Genomic DNA, 20,878 nt, shown 5'->3' with positions numbered 1-20,878 from the left:
TATTACTCTAAAACTGCGCATACAAAAATCCTGAAACACCAAACACACCAAACAATGCCACGCTTATTCCCATGACAGCCAGCCAGAAATAAGAGAGAGAAAAGTCTTTATCCTTTCCTTTTCCGTAAACCTGCCCCCATTCATAGAGAAAAAGAAGCAGTAAAAAGAAACAGGCTGTCAAAAAATACGCAGCACAAGTATTATCCCCCGTAAAGGGCAGAATAGAATTTTGAATGTCCGAAAAGGACAGAGAAAATCCCCTCACCGCATGTCCCAAATAGAAAAAGGCCCCCGATATGCTTTCCGCCCGGAAAAATACCCATGCAAGGGTAACTCCCAAAAATGTTGCCAGCGTCCCCCACAGCCTGCCCGGCAGATTAACCGTATCTTTCTTCCTCTTTGGACTGCACAGGTTCCACACTCCATGGATTCCTCCCCACACCACAAAAGTCCAATTGTCCCCATGCCATAGACCGCTTGCCAAAAATGTCAGAAGCAGATTTCGGCCTCTTTTGGCCCAGGAGACACGGCCTCCTCCCAGGGGAATATACACATAATCCCTAAGCCAGCCTGACAGGGAAATATGCCATCGGCTCCAAAATTCCCGGATATTGCCCGCAAAATAGGGACAACGGAAATTCTGCATACTGCGGAGCCCCAAGAGATTCCCCATACCAATGGCAATGTCCGAATATCCGGAAAAATCACAATAGAGCTGAAAAGAATAAAAAAATGCCGCCAGCACAGCCGCCAGCCCCGGATAGTTCCCCGGCGCTGCAAAAACGGCATCCACATAACTGCTTAACCGATTGGCAATTACCATTTTCTTAAAGAGTCCTAATATGATTCTCTTAAGCCCTTCTTCAAAAAGCTCCCCGTCATAGCTTAATCCCTGATGAAACTGATTAAGCAAACTCTCTGACCGTTCAATAGGCCCTGAGAGAATCTGAGGGAAAAACAGCACATAGGTCAGATAATATCCCATATGAGGCTCGCATTCCCGCTTTCCCATATAGATATCCGCTTCATAACTGATCATTTTAAAGGTGTAATAAGATATCCCCAGAGGCAGTAGCAGTTTCAGCACCAGCGGATCTGCCGAAAGTCCTGCCAGCTCAAGCAGGGAGCAGAAAGAAGCACTGAAAAAATTAAAATATTTAAAGAGAAAAAGAACACCAAGAAGAGGCAGGATGCCTAAAAGCAGCCAGCCTCTCTTTTCTTTTCCCATTTCAGACTTTTCTATCTTCATTCCTGCAAACCAGGACCAGCAGGCCGATCCTCCTGCAAGCAGCAGCATCCAATGGGATGCGCTTGCATAAAAGATCAGGCTTGCCGCCAGCAGGACTCCCCATCTCATCCGGGATGGCGCCAGATAGTAAACTGCCAGCACCACCCCAAGGAACAAGAGGGTCAGCATGATATTTGATGCCATAAACAATTCCTCAGTAATCCTCTAATGCACTATCCTAACGGCGTACCCATTTGCCAAAGAGCGTCTTTTTGTATTTCAGAAGCTCTTTCTTAGCCTCCTCATTGTCGCCGGCCTTTTGCAGATATTCTACGCCTTTCTTAATATCCTCCGGAACGCCCAGGCCCTGTCCGTAGATAACGCCAAGCATATAGAATGCCTCACGGTTCGTCCAGTCCACTTTCTCCAGGAATTCCCTTGCCTTTACATAATCCTGCTGAGTTCCCCAGCCCCGGAAATAGCATTTTCCAAGATAGCAGACGCCCCATGTTGTGTCATGATCATATCCATATTTCAAAAGCTGGAAAGCTTTCGCATAGTCCTTCTCAACACCATTGCCTTCATAGTACAAGGCTCCCAGGCGGTTTGCACAGCCGATCCGTTTACCGCTGTCCTTTTTCTGCTTTAATCCGTTCTCATAGCACTGTGCCGCATAAGCAGCATCCTTTGCTACACCATAACCTTCCTCATATATAAGCCCAATCCGGAACCAGCATTCCAACTGACCGCCCTCTGCTGCCAGCTTGTACCAGTGGAGGGCTTCTTCATATCTTTTGGCGTCATACAGTTCATCCGCATAAATCCACTGATGAATCGGAAATCCTCTCTCTGCTCCGGTCTTAAAGAGGTCTCGGGCAAGCTCCGGACGGGGTGCAATTAGATCCTCATCCCCCTCAGAATAATACTTGTTCAGATTGTTGGCCGCAAAATACATGCCGCCTTTGAATGCCTTTTGGAACAAGTCCTCACATTTTGATATATTTTCCCTTAAATAGGCTTTAAATTCCCCGTCTGTGGAAAAAGATTCCCGTCCCTTTCCCTGAATCCGCAGGAAATCCCACCAGAAATAAGCATTTGCTGCCGTATACTGGCTGAAAGCATCTCCAAGCTCCGCTTTTTCAAGAACACTGTCAAACGCCTCCTGAAGACTTCCAAAGCCCATCTTCTTCTCTAAAGAGGGTGTCAGCTCTCCGGTACGCATTGCCACCAGAATGCCGATTCCGCTGCCCTGTTCCACTGATTTATGGATCAGTTCCGTAGCCTTATCGTCATCCTCCGGAAAATCGTGCCCGCTCCACACATACTGAGTTCCGCAATAGCACCGGGCCAGTACACAGGAAGCGTCCCCGTCTCCTGCTGCGGAAGCTTTCTCAAGAATAGCAAAGCCTTCCGCTCCCTTTCCTGCACGCAGATCGTAATAGATGTACCGAAGTGCCTGCTCCACTTCATCACTGTAGCATTTTCCCATAATTACATTCCTCCTATTCTAAGTTCCGTAATATCCCATCAATACACCCCCATCTAAATCAATTCCCAGCCGCAGATGCATGCGTCTGTAAATTGATTTGTGCATTGGTGGGATATTACTGATTAAGTTGCTACGCTACGGTACTAAAGGGTAAAGTCACTTCGGCACACCTGTAATGAGAGAAACTTTCATTCGAAAGGGCACTCATGAAAGTTCCTCTCGTGTGCCTTTGCGACTTTACCGTCCAGCATAAAATATTTCTTAAAACACTTGACATTTCTTGGCTGGACTATTCCAGTTCCGCATTTATATATAATTATTTTTTATGGGCCATATCTCGTTCCGCCTGTCTGGTACAATCCTTCCATTCATTCCAGTTCGGCGCAAATTTTCCCTGTGCAAACTCCAGGAGCCAGGCTGCCGCCTGCCTGTGGGTACATTGATTTTTAAAGAAACGCAACGTCGCTCCGTCCGGCCTTGTAACCGTTACGGTGCAGCGGCCGTCCATCTTATTTCCTCCGTCTATCCGCATCAGCAGATAACCGCCTGTCAGGACCAGCTCTACCATCTGATAGCTTCCGTCCACCAGTCCCTCTGATGCAACCTCAACATCCTCTATGGTAAACCGATCGTGACTCTGAAATACTCCGGAAGGGGACATAAGCGCAAGATGGGGCGGCGGAACCTCCCTCCTTTTCTCCTGCTCTTTCTTCTCCCACATAGGGGTGGCCTGCCACCCTTTCATGTTGGGAATTACACCTTGAAACCAGCCTTTCAAAATCTCTTCTGCTGTCCGGATATCCGTCTCCAGAACATGGCCGGAATAGAGATTTTTTCCCGCCTCTCCCGTAGCTGTGGTTTTTAAAAACAGCTCCGCCTCTCCCAGCTCTATCATATCCTCCGCAGACGGCTCCTCTATACCTTCCAGGTCCTCATAAAAAGTGGCAAAGCACTCCAATTCCACATAGCGGACATTGTACTGCTCTATGGGGCATCCCGGAACCAGCGAAAGGGTTCCCTCTCCATCTCTTAAGCATTTCAGCAGAGTTTGATGAATCAAATCCGGTGTCACCCTTGAAGTTACGCTGCCATCCGGCCCGGTAAGGGTCATATTCTGATTGACAGCGGCATCCTGTTTCCTCGGTTGAAAGGCTGCCATTTCCCGGTTGCCCTGCTTCACCCGATATTCACGGAGCATATTCTCCCACTCCATATCGGACTTTCCCTGCCACTTGCCAAACTCATTATAAGGCCTGCGCAAAGCATCCGGCGCCCGAAGAGAAATACAGTCCAGAAGGGCTTGAAGCTCTCTCGGGTTGCCCATATTCATAATCAGGTGCTGCTTGCGGTCATCCAATATATGAAGCTCCAGAATCCGAGAGGTGTTTGTATGACTTTGACTTCTATGTGTACGAATCTCATCTCTCCCGGAAAACACTCGAATGCGTGGTATGTAGCTTGCCATATCTCCCAGAACCCATTCCTTTCCCACAGCAACCTTGTCAAACCACTGGCCGTTCTCCCGAATGTCCTTATCCACTATGGCAAAGAGTTCTTTCACTCCCGGCGCAGAATCCGGATAAGGAAGCTGGGAACGGATGGAACGGGCAAGAGTACTCTTTTCCGGCCAGAAAGCATCACGCACAGATGTGTATGCCGTATAAATTCCACACAGAAGAAGCGCCAGACCTCCAGCTCCCCCTACCGCCAGCTTTACATATTCCATAGACTCCCAGTAAGAGCGATCCTCTTGAAGTGTCATCCATATGTAAACAGCCACACAGAATCCCAAAAACAGTGCAATCACTGCTATTCCAAGAGAAGACAGGCGTTTTCTGGTTTTCTCCAGACAGTAACCGCCCTCAGGCATATCCGGATTATTCCTCCTCTGCCACGCCGAGAACCCCAGCGCCAGCAGAAAGCTCCAAAGATACCCGATAAAATATCCTGCCCCAACTACAAATACAATGGCAAGAATCAGGCTCCACGGCCATGGAATCCTAAAACCCTTTTTCTTTTGTTCCAATTCACATTCCTCCTCATAGCTCTATACTTCAAAGCATTATTGAAAAGCTTATGATAACACAAAATCATTTTAGCACTGTTCAATGGTTTCGGGCATTTTTTTCACCATAAATATTACTTTTTTATACAGTATAGCACGCCGTCAGCCGTTTTCTGCTGTTATTTCCCTATACAGCTCTGCTCCCGTATCCATCAGCAGTGCCAGCAAAATTACTGCGTACAGCACCATGGGAAGCTTTGTCTCTCCATTGATTGCATTGGCATAGGCGCTGTAGGAGACAATCAAATGCAGCATAGGCACATAAAACTTTTTGGGCCAGCGCATGCAGTACAAAAGAGCGGCAATATCTGCCGTAAGACCGGCCCAGGCCGGCATGGACGGCGCCAGATAGGGAATGAGCAGTGCCAGAAAAAGGAACAGGCGCAATGTTATATCTTTCGTTATGGCTGTCTTTCTTTTCACCAAAGTATAAGCCATAGTAAAAAGAATTCCGCACAGACAGAGGACAGACACCTGATTGTAGAGATCCACAAACATTTCTTTTCCAATAATTTCGTAGAAATTAGGCCACCCAAGATTTAGAGTCTTATAGCTTGGTTCAAACCGCACCGCAGCCAAGACAGCAGCAACAGCCATTGAGATAATCCCCCGCCATTTTTCCCCTTTTCCATAGCAGTACACACCAAAAAAAAGAAAATACAAATAATAGCTGCTGTTTTTTCCCCACAGAGCACTGTTAGCTATCAAAGTGGGATAAATCACCATAACCGCATAAGTAAGAAACGCCCGGTTCCGGCTTTCCGTATAATCATACACCATAACACCGCAGAGTATTGCCAGAAGCCAATCCATCATTATGGCAATCAGCTTTGCTGTATCAGTCACCGTATATTCTATTACAGCCAGCCGCAACATCACCCCGGTTCCCGTGATGCAGACTGCTAAAAGCGCATCCAAAAAGGTAAATTCCAAATTACCGATTTTCCATTTTCTCACAATGAGATTCCTTAAAAACTCATCCATGCAACTGTCCCCTCCCCCGCATTCCATCCCTTTGCTCAGGAGAAGCTTTTTCACTTAAGACCGCCTCCATAGGAATTTGATTTTCCGGATTTTTCATATAATTCCACATATCCAGTCCCACTATCACTAACAGGCCCAGCTCTATCAGCGCCCATACCCCATAATATATGGAAGGCTCGTTGGAACCCAGATGGCTTAGATAGGCCATATAGCAGTTAAAGGATATCAGGATCTGTACCAGCGGAATGTAGAACCGCTTCCGGTTCATCATAGCATAAAGAACTGCCAGAATATCCGCCAGACAGCCATACCGCTCATGCATATGGGGCAGGAAATACGGTGTAAGAATGGCAAAGAACAGCGCCATCTGCACAATAAACTCATTGGTAATCCGGTAGCGCTTCTGGGCCATGGCGAACATCACGCACATAAGGATCCCCAGAATAAGCCAGGTTCCTGCCGTGGCATACTCCAAAAGGAAATACTGATTTCCGATAATCTGATAGATATTGGCCCACTTAATGGACAGGGACCACACATCCTGGGCTCCCTGAGCCATGTAAATATTAATCAAATCAATCAACGGCCGCCCGGCAATCCAAGCAGGAATAATACTTAGAAAATATAAACCCGGAAGCCACAGAAAATGCTGAATCTTAATCTTCTTATTCACCCAGAGAATCACAAAAAAAGGAAAGATAAACAAAGATTGCAACTTAAAGGCAAAGGCCAGCCCATAGAAAAACATGGCCCGATTTGGCATTTCCCGAAACAGATAATAAAAGCACAGGAGGATAAAGAGCATAAAAATAATATCGCACTGAGCCCAAAGGGCGCTGTCCGCCCAGATGGTAGGCACAATCAGCATCAAACCATAGGCACAATAGCTCTTTGCCTTACTCCCTGTAGTTTCCATTACCAGCTTTCCCATCACTGCTGCCGCCACAAAATCCAGCCCAATATGAATCGCCTTATAGCCGGTCATGGGATTGATGGGCAGCTTGCTGATTACCCACAAAATATAGACAAATGCAGGTGCATAATCATATCGGTCCGTAGCAAGGTAGGAAAATCCCATCTCTTTCAAATCCGAAATCCATGGCCCCCAATACATCTCCCAGTCCATGGTTGTCACTACACGCAGAATCCCCCTGATAGCTAATCCAATCACAGTCATTGCTGCCACATACACAATATCTGCCCAATCCAGCTGATATTTTTTCAAAAGCTTCTCCATATAAACCTCTATTCCTGTTTTGCAATATCCGGTCAGTACACCGCTGTCTAAATCAATTTCCCAACGCCTTAAACTTTCTCATCCAGTATTTTCTCAATAATGAACTTGGGACGCTCCTTGGTTTCCAGATAAATCTTTCCTATATACTCACCTACAACGCCGATAGCCAAAAGCTGCAATCCGCCAATGGCCCAGATGGATACAATCATACTCGTCCATCCATGAATGGTATGTCCCGTAAAGTGAACCGCCAGAGAATAGAGCAGCATCAAAATACTCATAATAAAAATTAAAAATCCACACACAGTAATCATGCGAATCGGCTTAATGCTAAAGGAAGTAATCCCATCCGTTGCAAAGGAAAGCATCTTCTTCAAAGGATACTTAGACTCTCCTGCAAAGCGTTCATGCCGCTCATAAGTCACCACATCGGATGGATAGCCGATTAATGGCACAATCCCCCGCAAAAACAGATTGACTTCCTTAAACTCCTCCAGTCCCTCCAATGCACGCCTGCTCATCAGCCGATAGTCCGCATGGTTATAAACTATGTCCACTCCCATAGCCTGCATCATTTTGTAAAAGCTCTGAGCCGTAAATTTCTTAAAGAAGGTATCCGTCTTTCTGGCGCTCCGCACCCCATAAACTACATCATTTCCTGTATAATACTTCTCCACCATCTGATCTATCACATGGATATCGTCCTGCAGATCCGCATCCAATGATATGGTCATATCTGCTTTCTCCTTGGCTGTCATAAGTCCTGCCAGAAGCGCATTCTGATGTCCCTTATTTCGGGAAAGCTTCACACCGGAATAAATGGGATTGGAGCCATGAAGCTCCTCTATCAATTCCCAGGTCCGATCTTTAGAGCCGTCATTTACAAACATGATTTTACTCTCCTTTGAAATCATGTTCCGCTCAATCAAGGAATCCATTTTTTCAAGAAGCTGTCTTGCCGTCTCCGGCAGAACTGCTTCCTCATTGTAGCAGGGGATCACCAAATATAAAATATCATTTCCCGTCATCAGGTATTTCTCCTTCTTGTAATCTGGCCTGACTCTATCCCAACAGCTCCTTCATATATACCTCAACAGCTTCCTGCCAGGGAGCAAAAGTAAAATCCGTCGTCAGCTTCAGCATATAATTCTCTAAAATGGAATAAGCCGGCCGATCCGCAGATGCCGGAAAGCGGCGCTTATACTCTTGTGAGGTAATCGGCTCAATCTCTGTCCTCTTTCCTGCCAGCCTCAGGACTGTCTTTGCAAACTCCGCCCAGTTGGTATCACCCTCGCAAGTACCGTGGAACAGTCCATAGTTATCCGTAGGAAGCAGGTACTTAACAGCCTTCGCAAGCTCCTGTGCACTGGTAGGTGTTCCCACCTGATCCATCACAACTCCGATGGTATCATTGGTTTCCGAAAGCTTCAGCATGGTCTTGGCAAAATTGTGGCCGTCCCCATAGAGCCATGCTGTCCGGATAATGAAAAATCTTTCCGCAAAATCCCTGACAAACTGCTCTCCTGCCAGCTTGGTAGCCCCATACATACTTTTGGGCGCAGGTGTGTCAAATTCTGTCAGGGGCTTTTCACACACATCCCCCGGAAACACATAATCCGTGGAAACATGCATCAGCTTCGCCTTCGCATCTGCTGCGGCAATGGCAAGATTTCGGGCTCCGACAGCATTGATCTTATAGGCCAGATCAACCTCTGTCTCACACTTATCCACATTGGTGTATGCTGCACAGTTAATGATGGCATAAGGCTTCACCTCCCGGGTAAAAGCCAGCACATCCTCCACCTTTGTGATATCCAGCTCTCCCACATCTGTATTAATCAACTCATATTCCGCACTTCCTGCATACTGCTGATTGATCGCCCTCCCAAGCTGCCCATTGCAACCTGTAACCATAATCTTTTTCATCACTCTCTCCTTATTCTTATTCCAGTTTTGCAGCCTTTTATATGCTGCTGTTTCATATCTATTTCTGTTCTGCTTCGTTTCCTGGCTTTGTTTCTTCCAACAGCCTTTTCTGCTCATCCCGACGTTCCTTTTCCTCTAAAGCAAGCTCCTGTGTCAGATCCTTGACCTTATTCTCCAGAGTAGACAGCTCAATGGTCATAAAGAAAAGCTTCACCATCAGCACAAAGATAAACAACAGGAAGATAAAATTTACCGGAAGCTGCATCCCGATCAATCTGGTAAACATGGATACCAGCCAGGGAAACAGACTGAATACAATCAATACCCCGGAAAAAAGAATCCAGAAAATAGCATACTCAATCTGCAGCTTGGACTGACGGATTCTTTTTAAGATATAATAGGTGGTGATCAAAGACACCACAATCAAAAGAATACGAAATATGGGTGTCATCTACCTTTCACCTCCCTGCGCTTTCGAAAGTTCTGAATAAACAGAATGGACAGCAGCATCCGCAGCATATACATTACAGATCGGGAAAGGTTCAAATAGCTCTCCCCTGCAATCCGCTCATCCATCTCTACCTGTACCTCTGCAATTGTGGCTCCCTGCTTCAGCAGGTAGGAAATGGTATCCGGCTCCGGGCCATAGTTCAGATTCAGAGCAAACTCTGCAATCATTTTCTTATTGAACATACGCATGCCTGAGGTGGGATCCTTGACCTTTCGTCCCGTGGTCAGCCTGGTTGCCAGAGAAATCAGGTTGCTTCCAAGCATCCGCATGGAATGAGGCTTCTTCTCTGTCACAAAACGGGAGCCGATAACAATATCATATCCCTCCTGAATCTTGTCCAACATAGAGCCAATAAATTCCGGCCGATGCTGCCCGTCCGCATCAAACTGGATGGCGTAATCGTAGCCCTTGCGGTAAGCATATTTAAGCCCTGTCTGAAAGGCTCCGGCCAGCCCCAGATTTACCGGAAGGTCAACCAGCTCATAACCCATTTTCCGGCAGAGCCCTGCCGTATTATCCGAAGATCCGTCATTGATCACAATATAATCATAAGCGGAGTAATTCTCTTTCAGCTTCTCAATCACACGAACAATATTGTCTTCTTCATTGTATGCCGGAATAATCACCAGACATTTCATTCATCTTCTCCCTTTTCGGCGTCTTCACTATCCCCGGTTTCTTCACTGGCTTCTTCTTCAGCTCCTTCTTCCTCTTCCGGGACAAGCTTTACCATATAATCCTTATCATAATAGTCACACATAGCCTGATTCCGGCTCTCATCCGGATCCGGAGTCAGCGTTCCGAAATACAGAAGTTCCGGACGATAAGTGACTTCCTCTACTTCCACTTCCCGGATGTTCGGGTCGTTATACATTGCCTCACGCTCCTTAATCTCCTGATGGTACACCTGAGCCTCCCCGTAAACCATGGATTTGAGAGCCGTTGCAGAAGTGATCTCCTCTAAATCTGTCACAATATTGATTTTCAAAAATCCAAGAACCACACAGAAGATCCCCAGCACGCCCATCAGCACCGGAGCCGCATCCCTGATAAGCTTTTGTACCTGTGTCCCGCACTTTTCGTACTGGCGGCGGAGCCAGCCTGCATAATATATAACGTTGGCTGTATAGAACATAATAACTCCATAATAGAGAATATTATAGTAACGCCCGCCAGAGATAAAGCGCACAGCATAGATAGCCGGCACCCACATAACCACCACCATACTGTAGCTTACCAGAGTAAACATAAAAGGGCAGCGGAAGGAAAACTTCGTATCCTTAAGCTTGTACAACATATAGACAAACAAGCCAATCATCACCAGCGCAATGATCACATTGGTACATTCAAACAGATAATCTATTGATTTGGTATAGGATTTATATATAGCCTCTAGAGGTGTGCGCGGATCAAAATTTGACTGTCTGCGCCTGTTCCCCGGTGCAGCCACATTCAGAATAAAACCTGCAAAGAATATAACATTCATGGCTGCTGTCTGAATTTTCATGGTCTTATCATACTGCTTTCCAATCAGAATATCCAGCAGATTCAGTACCATAAGCACGGCTGTCAAAAGGAGAATCGGATACATGCCGCCTGACAGAAGAAAGGCCAGGGCAGTCATCGCCGCCATGCGCTTTGCGGAAATGCGCTTTTCGTATTTACTTAAAAACAGCTTGGCAAACAGCACCAGCATTACGCCGAAAAGTCCCGTATAGCCAATGCTCCCGATCCACCAGTAAAAAGCCTCCAGTCCCACAGGCACATACTGAATGCACAGAGTCATAACAAGAATCGCCACAATCATGGCTGCATGTCTGGACAAGCCCAGAATCCGATGCAATACAATCTTTGAAAAATAGACCATTCCGGTAATAAGCAGGGCCAATAAAATAAAAGTATGGGTAAAGGTCAGCTTTTCCGTAAAAATTGAAGGCCGCAGGGCTCCTATCACAGCAAAGCTAAATGTTCCCTGCCAGCTATGCCACAGGTTCACAGAACGCTGAACAGCCGCCTGAAGTACAGGAATCACAAAGCCTAGTCCCTTATTCTCCATAAAAGCCCGGTGAGTCAGGATTCCGTAATTGAAATCGTCCATGACAGGATGGTTGAAAAAGCTTAAAGCCAGGAGCGGAAGCAGACTGATTCCAAAACACACCCATAAAAACCGTTCCTGGTTCTTCTCTTCCTTCATCCAATTAAGAATTTTTTTCCACAGCTCATTTGTTATCTGATAAATCAGTTCCAATTTTAATCACCCTCTGTTTTCTGTCATTATGTCCTTTATCACTGTTCAAAGCAGACGCCAACATTTTTCTTTTGTGTAGTTTACATCTTTTTAACAAATTGTGCAAGTACACGTAAGGTTCTGCACAGATCTGTAAAACATGGAGCTTTCACCCCATTCTCAATAAGGGCCCGATGTCCCTCCTTCATCCCTTTAAGATAAGCCCCCAGGCTGTTGGTGCTGGTTCCTCCATGAGCCATATACACAAGAACCTCCGGAAGATAGGAAAGCTTCACCTGTCCGTCCTTCAGAATCCGAATCATAAACTCATAATCCGCCGAGATTCGATAATCGGTCTTGTAATATCCGAACTTCTCATATACCTCACGGCGCAGATAGAGGGTGGGGTGTCCCGGCATCCAGCCATAGCGAATCTTCCCCTGTCCCTGATGCCATTTGCGAACCACTCGTTCTCCGTCCATGTAGCACAGATCTCCGTGGACTCCGTCTGTGCCCTCCCGAAGGATTACCTCCACCATTTTAGATATTACATCTCTTTTGGCAAACTGATCAAAGCAACAGCCCAAGATATCTCCCGATGCCATACGAAGCCCTTTGTTCAATGCATCATAAATGCCCTTATCTGGTTCGGAAACCCACAAAAGCCTTTCTCCAAACTCTTTTTTCGCTTCTCCTATTACTTCCAGCGTTCCATCAGCAGAACCGCCGTCTACTATAATATATTCCAAATTATCATAGTCCTGCTGCCTTATCTGACAAATCGTTTTTTTCAGGCTTTCCCTGTCATTGTAGGTTGTTGTCACAATGGACACCTTTGGCTTATGCATCTGTTTCCTCCAAAAGCTCCCGGTACAGCCTAAGATACTCCCGGAACCTGTCATCCTTATTATATCCTTCTGCCTTTTTAAGGCATGCCATTTCCTTAGAAGGCTCACCTTGCAGCTCTGTGATGGCCTGAAGAAGCTTCTCTGTATCTCCCTTAGGTACAATCTTTCCTGTGGCCTCATCCACAGATTCTACACTTCCGCCTGTGGCAAAGGTAATTACCGGCGTCCCGCAGGCCAGCGCCTCCAGATTCGTAGTGGGAAAGGTATCCTCCAAAGTAGGATTCACATAGACATCTGCCATGGAATAATATTCTGCCAGCTCTTCCATACTGTTGGTACGCATTACCCCATAAATCTTCGGATGCAGCTTTCTAAGTTTTTGCCTGGAAAGACCGATGAGAATAATCTGGCAGGAATCATCCAGCCGATCTGCAATAGTCTCAAAGTAAGCATAACCCTTGTGCTCTTCCCACATACCTGCAACGCCTAAAAGAATAAACTTTTTCTCCATGCCAAGGCGTTTTCGAAGTCCTTTATCCACCGGATGGAACTTATTAAGGGCGATTCCATTTGGAATCACTCGAACTGGGTATTCCTTCAAATAAGACTCCTTTACCAGAAGGGAAAGCCACTGGGAAGGAGTTACAATGGTAAGCTGAGGCACTCCTGTAAAAGCTGCTTTTTTCCGTCTGTAGTTCTCTTTCGAATTGTCCTTGAACAAAGCATACGGATAGACGCTCTTGTATTGGGGACAGCTCTCACAGCCTGTCTTCCACTTCATACAGCCAATATAATCAAAATGGGCACAATGCCCCGTAAAGCTCCAGCAGTCATGAAGCGTCCACACCACAGGCCGTCCTGACTTTTTCAGATAAGCAAACAACTGCTCCACATCCAGATAAAACCCGTGAATGTTGTGCAGGTGGATAATATCCGGATCATATTCCTCAATCTTTTGCAGCAAGTGTCCTGTCTGCTTTTTGGAGGCAAAACCATGCTCCCCCCGAAAGAAGGTATGGAGCACATGAATTCCCATGTCCAAATTTGTTCCAAATTTATACGTGCTTATTCCCAAAGGGCCTTCTCTCCGGCCAAAGGCCGCCAGGCCGGTATCCCCTTCTGTCTCCAGAGCCTGTATCAAATCCACTGTAATACGGCCGACGCTTCCGTTGCCGCACACAGTATTAATCTGCATTACCTTCAAACCATTCTCCATTCCAGTTCCGCATCCGCCAGACATCCCCCACTCATACGGATGCCAGGCACCATCTGGTGGATGCTGTCAAAATACAATCTCGCAGTCCCATACATCCACGCCGCTGTCCTGAAATACGCTTCGAATCCGGGCACGCAGCTCCTCCTTGGTATGCCCTTTCTTAAGAACTGCCTGCAAAAAACCGCCGCCGCCGGCGCCGCAGATCATCCGCGCAGCCAGCAGATCCTGACAGCTTAAAAAGATCTGGTCAATACAGGTGTTGGTGCTTCCTCCATCCAGTCGCCTGGACAGCTCCCAATGGCGCTCCAGAAGCTCTGCAAAACCGTCAATATTTCCCTTTTCCAGCTCAAACCTCATCAGCACCGCCATGCGCTGAATCTCATAGAGAACCTCTATGGAATTGGGATTGGAGCCAATATAGCCGCCCACAACCTCTCTGAGCAGATTCCGGGCCAAGCGGCGCTGTCCCGTATAGATCAGAACAAAGCGTTCCTGCAATTCTTCCATGGCCTCTTTGGGCATGGCCAGATGTTCTACCTGAATCTCCTGGAGAAGCCCTGGCCTGGTGGCCGCCAGCTTAATTCCATTTGTAAGGCCGCCTACCTGATCCTGCCAGCCGCCCCCGGTACTCATAAGCTGCTCCATGCAGAGCACATGGGTATACAGCTCATTCTCAGTAACATCTTTTCCGATATATTCAAAAATGGCTTTTACGCAGGCCCCGGCCAAAATGCTGCTGGTTCCAAGGCCGGATCCTCTGGGGATTCCCATTACTGCCGTGGACAGATACAGCCCGCCTCCCAGTTTCTCCAAAAGCTCTTCCAGTGTTGCCGCTCTGGTAAGTGGTACAATGCCGCAGGCCAAAAGTGCCGCCTTGTGCAGTGCGTAAGTATCAAAAGGATCCCTGCAGCTCTGAAGACGCCTGACATCTGTAAATTCTTCATATGCGCCTGAGTCTGTGCTGGCCAGAGCGATACAGGGCTTATCAAGCCTCCGCACAGTCACTACCACCGGAAGAATCCCGTTCAATCTCACTGCCGCATTCAACACTGTTCCCCCATGTTCATTACAGTAAGGGGGCGTATCAGACCAGCCGCCGCCAAAGTTCACCCGAACGGGAAGCTCCACCTGAACCTCTTCCCGGGTTATGTGATACCCTTCCTCAAAAGGTGCATTTCCAATACTTGCATCATACAGACTGTCACAGATATACCGGAAGCATGTATCCTCAAGCTCCTCGCTTATATGTCCTTTCGTCATTTTTGACAAATAGTAGTAAAGGCGCATGCGCATCCCAAACTCTTCTTGTTCTGCAATGTCTTTCAGCTTCTCAAGCTGCGCCTCTGTCATTCCCTGATTTCCAAAAACCGCTGCTGCCTCCCTGACACTCTTTCGCTCCTTAAGCGCCAGAAGGAAACGGGTAATCCGCACCTGAGTATTCAGCTTGGCCTGCCATGCCGCTATTTCCCGAATATCTGCCTGCTCAAAGCTTTCCTGAAGGCTTAACCGCTTCATTCTCCTGTATGTCTCTGCCTGCCGGGTCTTTCCTGCTGCCAGATCCAGAATCAGCATAGCCGCGCCCACAGCTTCCCCAATGGTCTGACACACCGGATAAAGAGCCGCATTCCACAGATAATGCTGCTCTCCCTTCCATACTTCTTCCGGCTTTAAGCCTGCCGCTTTTAAGAACCCCTCCAGAGTCCCCCCCAGAAAAGCGCCCTTTTCCTCCAGTGTCACCTTCGGATTGTCGCCTACCCCGTAAACTCGAATCACAAAGGTTCCGTCCTTCTCCTTCAGACCGTGCAGTACAGTGTGATCCGGAATCTGCTCTCCCCTTAAGGTAACTGCTGCGATCACACAGTTTTCTCCTATCTCTGTCCCCTCATAAATATAACTGTCCTCAATATATGAAGAAGCTGCAATCTTTGTATTTTTTTCTATATAACTGTTGCTGTAGGCACAGGCTCCCGGATGCTCCTCCACACCGAAAATCTGTCCTTTCCAATCCAGAAATTCATAATTATCAATCTCTTCAGTCAAAAGCCTAAGCAGCTCCCCAGTCGTACCGAAATGGATAAACTGCGCCGGAGCAAGACAGAGAAGCTTCAGAGAATATGAGTTGACAGCCTCCCAGATTGCCCGTCTGCAATTCAATAGTTCTTCGCAGATCTCCCCCTCCGCCTTTTCCTCCAAATACCGTTCCAGTGTAGCCCTGGATGCCAGAGGATACAGAAAATCTCCATAAAAGCTGATGCGCGCTCTGTCATTGACAAAACGGGCGTATTTCTCCGAAACCACTTTGCCGTTCTCGCCGATCAGTCCAAACAGGCTTTCCAGCAGATCGCAGTCCAGCAAAATCGCTCCAGTATCCAGATCTACTGCATTCTGTCTGTTCACAGCTCCAAGGCGGCGCAGCTGTTCTACACTCTGCTTGTGCAGAAAGTTGCCTACGTATCCTTGGGAATCACTTAAAAATACACCGTGATCTTTCCCTGTTTCCACAAGTTCCTTCACTGAGATGGCTGCTGCTCCCCGAAAGGCCACATCCACCTGCAGAGGATTAAAGAGTAATAAAACATCTCCGGACAGCACCAGCATCCCTTCCTTAAAACGGGCAGGCATTCCGGACATGCCGATAATAAATTCATCAAACAGAGTAGAGCGGTGTCCGTCGGGAAGTTCCCTTGGCACCGGGGAAAACAGCTTGCCGCAGGCCGAATACTGGGGCACACGCTTGGAATCGCCGCCGGAATGAATCACCAGGATCCGCTTATTCCGGAAGCACTGCTCCTCTTCTGACTGTTCACTGATATATTTCATTACATGGAAGGTAGCGCCCCCGGAACCTACACGCTTTCCTTCCGGATCCGGAAGCACCTTGTAAACAGTCTGCTTTGGAAGCCTCCCTTGTTCCAGCCTTGCATCCAGCTGTGCCTGATAAGCGGATGCCTGCTCCTCATTTGAGGCAGTCAGAATCACATAATCCCATCGGATAAAATATTTCTTTGCAAGAGATTTCTCATATTCTTCCCATGCGTCCTGATAGCTCTGACGCAAAAATAAATTTTTAATTTTCTGCGGTTTCATGATTTCTCCCATGTTTTCATCTGCTTAAAATTGTGTTATACTAAGATAGACTTGTACCATTTCTTAAAGAAAGGCAGACCACACTATGTTAATAATACAACCTTCCGGCGGTTTATGCAATAGGATGCGAGTGATTAATTCCGCTTGGGAATTGGCAAAAAAGAGAGGGGAGCGCCTCATTGTGCTCTGGTATCTCTGCCCGGAGCTTAACTGCTCATTTGAAGCTCTCTTTCGACCAGTGAAAGAGATTCGAATCATCAACATTCGTTCTCTGAAGGATCCACGTAAGCTTTTTTATCAGCTTATTGCCAGACAGCGTTTTGGAAATGATGATATTCTCAATCACAAAACAGACGGCATCCTTCATCAGGACTTTTATGAGAGCCTGAAGAATCCCGTCTATCTTTTCACCTGGGAACATTTTTATCCTTCCCATGACTATCATTTTTATGTACCTGCCGCCCCTCTGCAGAAGCGCATTGATCTTATGACTGCTTCCTTTGGGAAGCGCTGTGTAGGCGTTCATATCCGACGGACGGATAATACAGTTTCTATGGGCAAGAGCACTACAGAGCAATTTGTGGCTTTGATGAAGCAGGAGTTGGCTGCTCACCCTAAGACTTGCTTTTTCCTTGCTACAGATGACAATAAGGAAGAAGCCTTTCTTAGAAAAACCTTTCCCGGCCGGATTATCAGCAATGAGCTTCGTGTTCAGAATCGGGATTCTATTGAAGGCATGCAGGATGCCCTTATCGATCTCTGGTGTCTTGCCGCCTCCCGAAAGATTATCGGCAGCTACTGGAGCTCCTTTACCGACACGGCGGCTGACATGGGGGGGATTGAAAAGGTCATTGCCGGGGACTAAGAGCTTTAAGAGGCTTTTCTTTCCATAGTTTTATAGTATCCCCTGCAGATCAGCATTCCGGCCAGGGCAATAACTCCCAATACTCCAAAGCCGGGTCGAAGTCCTGCACCGTCCATAAGCGCTCCAAGAAAAAGCGGGGAAAGAACTGCACCAAGTCCGCCTCCTGTAGAGATAATTCCTGCTGCCTGTGCTGAATTGCCCGCATAGCCCTCTACCGCAAGACTCATCAGATTGGGCCAGATAGATGCCAGGCAGAAGCCTGTCAGGGAAAAGCAGACATACCCCATGGCAAGAGAGGGAAAGATACTTATAAGCAGCAAAAAGACAGCCGTTCCGAACAGGCTGGTTCCAAGGAGCACACGCCGATACCGATACAGCATTCCGCAAATCACACGTCCTCCAAGCATAAACAGCCAGAAGAGAGACAGCATATTGGCCCCATGCTCCGGCCGCAGCAGTTCCATTGTGACAAAGCTGTCCATATAGTAGCTGATGCCTCCCTCAAGGCTGGAATAGACAAACAGTCCTGCTGCCAGATAAAGGATCTCTTTGCCTATAGTCTGTGTCTCATCCTGCCGCAAAGAGGTTATATGTACCGTATCCTTTCCGGATAAAGCGATAACACTTACACAGGCAGCCAGCCCGGCAGCGGCGCAGATACGGAAAAGACTCTGATAACTCCATCCAAAGCTCCTGCTTCCAAATTCCAAAAGCTGGGGGCTCACCATAGCTCCTAAGCTGAAAAAGCACTGGGAAAGGTTCATATATTTTCCTGATTTTTCTCCATGAGCCTCCGCCAGCAGCGCCGATCCGATACTTTCACTGACGCTGTAGCCTGTCCCAATAGCAAAGGCCGAGAGCATCAGCGCACCAAAGGCATGGAAAAATGACATTCCAAATGCGCCAAGGGCAAAGAACAGACAAGAGGCCGCCAACACCTTCCGCTTTCCCCTCCGATCTGCAAAACCACCCACAAGCAGCGGCATAATAATAATGGCTCCATATTGTCCGGATACCAGAACACCGCTTAACCCCGGCGAAAATCCTTCTGTCTCTACAATCTGCAGAAGGGAGATCTGAAATCCTCCCGCCTCAAATCCCAACAAAAACAAAATAAAAAAGCATACTGCTGTCAAGCGCCCCCGTCTTCCTCTCATTCTCCCTCTTCCTTTGGTTTTCCTTTCTTTTACATCTTTTCTTATGGTCTCTTAATATGCGGGATTATAGCGAAAATTTCCTCTTCTGTCAATGAAAATCAGACTTTTCTTTCAATTTGCTTGCTTCCCAAAAATGTGAATGTTATACTGTCCATACAGGTAACGAGCAGTATCTGTTTTTCAGAACTCATACTGCAGACAAAAGAGGGGGATAACCAAATGTACTATTTTATCGTCAATCCCAGTTCACGCTCCGGCAGAGGCAAGGCTGTCTGGCAGATCGTAGAAGGGATTCTGGAACAGGAGCAGGTGGAATACCGGGTATTCTTCACCTCCTACCGTTATCATGCCACAAAGCTGGCTAAGGAAATTACTTCTCAGGGCGAAAAGCTGACTCTTGTTACCGTCGGCGGAGACGGCACAGTGAATGAGGTGGTTGACGGTATTTGTGACTTTACAAAAATCACCTTCGCTTACATTCCCACTGGATCCAGCAATGATTTTGCCAGAAGTTTAAAGCTCCCTTCCACACCGGAGGCTGCTCTGCAGAATGTACTGCATCCCTCTTATTTTCGAAAAATTGATTTAGGTCTTATTTCCTATAGTTCTTATTCCCGCCGTTTCGCCGGGAGCTGCGGATGCGGCTTTGATGCTGCGGTCTGTCAGGAAGCTTTGGCCTCTCCAATCAAGAATATGCTGAACCGATTTGGACTTGGCAAACTCACCTATGTGGGAATCGCTTTAAAGCAGATCCTTTTGTTCCGTCCGGCTCCTGTCCGACTCACTCTGGATCAGCACAAGAAGCTGTATTTTCCACGCACTTATTTTCTCTCAGCCCTGAACTGTACTTATGAGGGAGGCGGTCTGAAAATGTGTCCAAAAGCCAGGGCGGATGACGGATTTTTGGATGTCTGCGTGGTGGAAGGCTTAAGCAAACTGATTATTGCCCTCATGTTCCCTACTGCCTATTTTGGCAGACATACCATTTTCCGGGGAATCCACCTGTATCGTACGAAGACTTTAGAAATCTGTCCGGAAAAGCCTTTTCCCTTCCATGCGGACGGAGAGCCTTATACGCCGGAGGATGTACTCACTATTTCCTGCCTTCCCAATGCCCTTACTATCATTGCTGGAAATCCTTAAGCTTTATAAATGCTATGGAAAATCACATAATTTCAAAAAAATTTCTTAATATATTATAAAGGTTATTGTCAGAAAAAATATGATGTGTTATTGTTCTATCGGAATGATGATAATATTTATCAGATTTTTTAGGAAAGAAGATGGAGAAATGAAAGCGTTTTTTCACAAGTATAACCATTCTCTCGTTTTGCTATATGCATTTATCTACATGCCCTGGTTCATATGGCTGGAAAGCCGGGCGAATCTGCCCTACCATGTGATCCATGCAGCGCTGGATGACCGGATTCCCTTTTTGGAAGGGTTTATCGTGCCTTACCTGCTATGGTTTGTGTATGTGCCTGCAGTCCTTGCTTATTTATTTTTTCAGCTTAAGAACAAAAGAGAATTTTATCAGTACTGTATCTTCCTGTTTACGGGAATGACGCTGTTTCTGATTGTATCTACCATATATCCAAACGGCCATTTGCTTAGACCTGCATCCTTTGAGCGGCATAATATTTTTACCTTTGCCATCTCAATTTTGTACCGGGCGGACACGGCAACTAATATTTTCCCAAGCCTGCATGTGTATAATTCCATTGCGGCCCATATTGCTGTTGTCAACAATCAAAAGCTTGGGAAAAATATTTGGATTCGGGGAGGCTCCTTCCTCCTGATGGTTTCCATTGTTTTATCTACCATGTTTTTGAAGCAGCATTCCGTTTTGGATGTGATATCCGGAATTCTTCTTGGTGTCTTAATGGAACAGCTTGTGTACCATACGGAATTTTCTTTTGTACGTTCCAGAAGGCGGAAACCTGTGGGGGTTTAGGATTTAGCAGCCACCGCTTATAAGTGAATAACCAGCATAATTAAATTAAGAGGGTGCTAAGAACTTTAGGCACCCTCCTTTTAT

Annotated in this window: 17 protein-coding genes; 3 read left to right on the top strand and 14 right to left on the bottom strand. The window is 46.8% G+C overall.

What is annotated here, in order from left to right; genetic code table 11:
- Nucleotides 1–7: 7 nt before the first annotated feature.
- The 13 genes from VSQ61_RS21135 to VSQ61_RS21075 all read right to left on the bottom strand — a co-directional run bounded on the left by VSQ61_RS21135 (nt 8) and on the right by VSQ61_RS21075 (nt 16,818).
- The gene (locus VSQ61_RS21135) at nt 8–1,432 is read right to left on the bottom strand and encodes an MBOAT family O-acyltransferase (protein WP_334346328.1); all 1,425 of its coding nucleotides are present in this window, start codon (nt 1,430–1,432) and stop codon (nt 8–10) included.
- A 34-nt stretch (nt 1,433–1,466) separates the two neighbouring features.
- Entirely contained in the window at nt 1,467–2,717 is a 1,251-nt protein-coding gene (locus VSQ61_RS21130; protein ID WP_334346327.1) for a tetratricopeptide repeat protein, read from the bottom strand.
- A 316-nt stretch (nt 2,718–3,033) separates the two neighbouring features.
- Nucleotides 3,034–4,743: a hypothetical protein gene (locus VSQ61_RS21125; protein WP_334346326.1), complete on the bottom strand. Its 1,710-nt coding sequence runs from the start codon at nt 4,741–4,743 to the stop codon at nt 3,034–3,036.
- 141 nt (nt 4,744–4,884) lie between these two features.
- Nucleotides 4,885–5,766, bottom strand: coding sequence for a putative hexosyltransferase (locus tag VSQ61_RS21120; protein WP_334346325.1), 882 nt, complete (start codon nt 5,764–5,766; stop codon nt 4,885–4,887).
- Nucleotides 5,759–6,991: a putative hexosyltransferase gene (locus VSQ61_RS21115; RefSeq protein WP_334346324.1), complete on the bottom strand. Its 1,233-nt coding sequence runs from the start codon at nt 6,989–6,991 to the stop codon at nt 5,759–5,761. The genes VSQ61_RS21120 and VSQ61_RS21115 overlap by 8 nt, the downstream gene beginning before the upstream one ends.
- A gap of 80 nt (nt 6,992–7,071) precedes the next feature.
- Nucleotides 7,072–8,031, bottom strand: coding sequence for a glycosyltransferase family 2 protein (locus VSQ61_RS21110; protein WP_334346323.1), 960 nt, complete (start codon nt 8,029–8,031; stop codon nt 7,072–7,074).
- A 34-nt stretch (nt 8,032–8,065) separates the two neighbouring features.
- Nucleotides 8,066–8,929, bottom strand: a complete 864-nt coding sequence (gene rfbD, locus VSQ61_RS21105) for a dTDP-4-dehydrorhamnose reductase (RefSeq protein ID WP_334346322.1) — start codon at nt 8,927–8,929, stop codon at nt 8,066–8,068.
- A gap of 58 nt (nt 8,930–8,987) precedes the next feature.
- The gene (locus VSQ61_RS21100; protein WP_334346321.1) at nt 8,988–9,380 is read right to left on the bottom strand and encodes a DUF2304 domain-containing protein; all 393 of its coding nucleotides are present in this window, start codon (nt 9,378–9,380) and stop codon (nt 8,988–8,990) included.
- Entirely contained in the window at nt 9,377–10,078 is a 702-nt protein-coding gene (locus tag VSQ61_RS21095; protein ID WP_334346320.1) for a glycosyltransferase family 2 protein, read from the bottom strand. Before VSQ61_RS21095 ends, VSQ61_RS21100 begins: the two co-directional genes overlap by 4 nt.
- Nucleotides 10,075–11,688: a DUF6056 family protein gene (locus VSQ61_RS21090; RefSeq protein WP_334346319.1), complete on the bottom strand. Its 1,614-nt coding sequence runs from the start codon at nt 11,686–11,688 to the stop codon at nt 10,075–10,077. The genes VSQ61_RS21095 and VSQ61_RS21090 overlap by 4 nt, the downstream gene beginning before the upstream one ends.
- Nucleotides 11,689–11,768: 80 nt before the next feature.
- Nucleotides 11,769–12,515 (bottom strand): glycosyltransferase family 2 protein, encoded by a 747-nt coding sequence (locus VSQ61_RS21085; RefSeq protein ID WP_334346318.1) that lies wholly within the window; start codon nt 12,513–12,515, stop codon nt 11,769–11,771.
- Nucleotides 12,508–13,731: a glycosyltransferase gene (locus VSQ61_RS21080; RefSeq protein ID WP_334346317.1), complete on the bottom strand. Its 1,224-nt coding sequence runs from the start codon at nt 13,729–13,731 to the stop codon at nt 12,508–12,510. The genes VSQ61_RS21085 and VSQ61_RS21080 overlap by 8 nt, the downstream gene beginning before the upstream one ends.
- A 66-nt stretch (nt 13,732–13,797) precedes the next feature.
- On the bottom strand, nt 13,798–16,818 hold the full coding sequence (locus VSQ61_RS21075) for a fucose pyrophosphorylase domain-containing protein (RefSeq protein WP_334346316.1): 3,021 nt from the start codon (nt 16,816–16,818) through the stop codon (nt 13,798–13,800).
- An 85-nt stretch (nt 16,819–16,903) separates the two neighbouring features.
- Here VSQ61_RS21075 and VSQ61_RS21070 point away from each other — a divergent pair, with 85 nt between their 5' ends.
- The gene (locus VSQ61_RS21070; protein ID WP_334346315.1) at nt 16,904–17,683 is read left to right on the top strand and encodes an O-fucosyltransferase family protein; all 780 of its coding nucleotides are present in this window, start codon (nt 16,904–16,906) and stop codon (nt 17,681–17,683) included.
- Between the two features lie 5 nt (nt 17,684–17,688).
- On the opposite strand, the gene VSQ61_RS21065 is transcribed toward VSQ61_RS21070, so the two are convergent.
- The gene (locus VSQ61_RS21065) at nt 17,689–18,840 is read right to left on the bottom strand and encodes an MFS transporter (protein ID WP_334346314.1); all 1,152 of its coding nucleotides are present in this window, start codon (nt 18,838–18,840) and stop codon (nt 17,689–17,691) included.
- 219 nt (nt 18,841–19,059) lie between these two features.
- On the opposite strand from VSQ61_RS21065, the gene VSQ61_RS21060 reads away from it, so the two are divergent.
- Both VSQ61_RS21060 and VSQ61_RS21055 read left to right on the top strand, forming a co-directional pair.
- Complete coding sequence (locus VSQ61_RS21060) at nt 19,060–19,983, top strand: diacylglycerol/lipid kinase family protein (RefSeq protein ID WP_334346313.1); 924 nt, start codon at nt 19,060–19,062, stop codon at nt 19,981–19,983.
- Nucleotides 19,984–20,131: 148 nt separating this feature from the next.
- The gene (locus VSQ61_RS21055) at nt 20,132–20,794 is read left to right on the top strand and encodes a phosphatase PAP2 family protein (protein ID WP_334346312.1); all 663 of its coding nucleotides are present in this window, start codon (nt 20,132–20,134) and stop codon (nt 20,792–20,794) included.
- Nucleotides 20,795–20,878 lie beyond the last annotated feature (84 nt).

Source organism: Candidatus Merdisoma sp. JLR.KK006 (genome assembly GCF_036941035.1).
Classification (GTDB): domain Bacteria; phylum Bacillota; class Clostridia; order Lachnospirales; family Lachnospiraceae; genus Laedolimicola.
This window is presented reverse-complemented; position numbering and strand designations above follow the sequence as displayed.

Coding starts and splice junctions, on each gene's coding strand:
- rfbD (WP_334346322.1), bottom strand. CDS start 8,929: ATGAAAAAGATTATGGTTACAGGTTGCAATGGGCAGCTTGGGAGGGCG.
- VSQ61_RS21100 (WP_334346321.1), bottom strand. CDS start 9,380: ATGACACCCATATTTCGTATTCTTTTGATTGTGGTGTCTTTGATCACC.
- VSQ61_RS21070 (WP_334346315.1), top strand. CDS start 16,904: ATGTTAATAATACAACCTTCCGGCGGTTTATGCAATAGGATGCGAGTG.
- VSQ61_RS21080 (WP_334346317.1), bottom strand. CDS start 13,731: ATGGAGAATGGTTTGAAGGTAATGCAGATTAATACTGTGTGCGGCAAC.
- VSQ61_RS21130 (WP_334346327.1), bottom strand. CDS start 2,717: ATGGGAAAATGCTACAGTGATGAAGTGGAGCAGGCACTTCGGTACATC.
- VSQ61_RS21085 (WP_334346318.1), bottom strand. CDS start 12,515: ATGCATAAGCCAAAGGTGTCCATTGTGACAACAACCTACAATGACAGG.
- VSQ61_RS21135 (WP_334346328.1), bottom strand. CDS start 1,432: ATGGCATCAAATATCATGCTGACCCTCTTGTTCCTTGGGGTGGTGCTG.
- VSQ61_RS21095 (WP_334346320.1), bottom strand. CDS start 10,078: ATGAAATGTCTGGTGATTATTCCGGCATACAATGAAGAAGACAATATT.
- VSQ61_RS21075 (WP_334346316.1), bottom strand. CDS start 16,818: ATGAAACCGCAGAAAATTAAAAATTTATTTTTGCGTCAGAGCTATCAG.
- VSQ61_RS21055 (WP_334346312.1), top strand. CDS start 20,132: ATGAAAGCGTTTTTTCACAAGTATAACCATTCTCTCGTTTTGCTATAT.
- VSQ61_RS21060 (WP_334346313.1), top strand. CDS start 19,060: ATGTACTATTTTATCGTCAATCCCAGTTCACGCTCCGGCAGAGGCAAG.
- VSQ61_RS21110 (WP_334346323.1), bottom strand. CDS start 8,031: ATGACGGGAAATGATATTTTATATTTGGTGATCCCCTGCTACAATGAG.
- VSQ61_RS21065 (WP_334346314.1), bottom strand. CDS start 18,840: ATGAGAGGAAGACGGGGGCGCTTGACAGCAGTATGCTTTTTTATTTTG.
- VSQ61_RS21120 (WP_334346325.1), bottom strand. CDS start 5,766: ATGGATGAGTTTTTAAGGAATCTCATTGTGAGAAAATGGAAAATCGGT.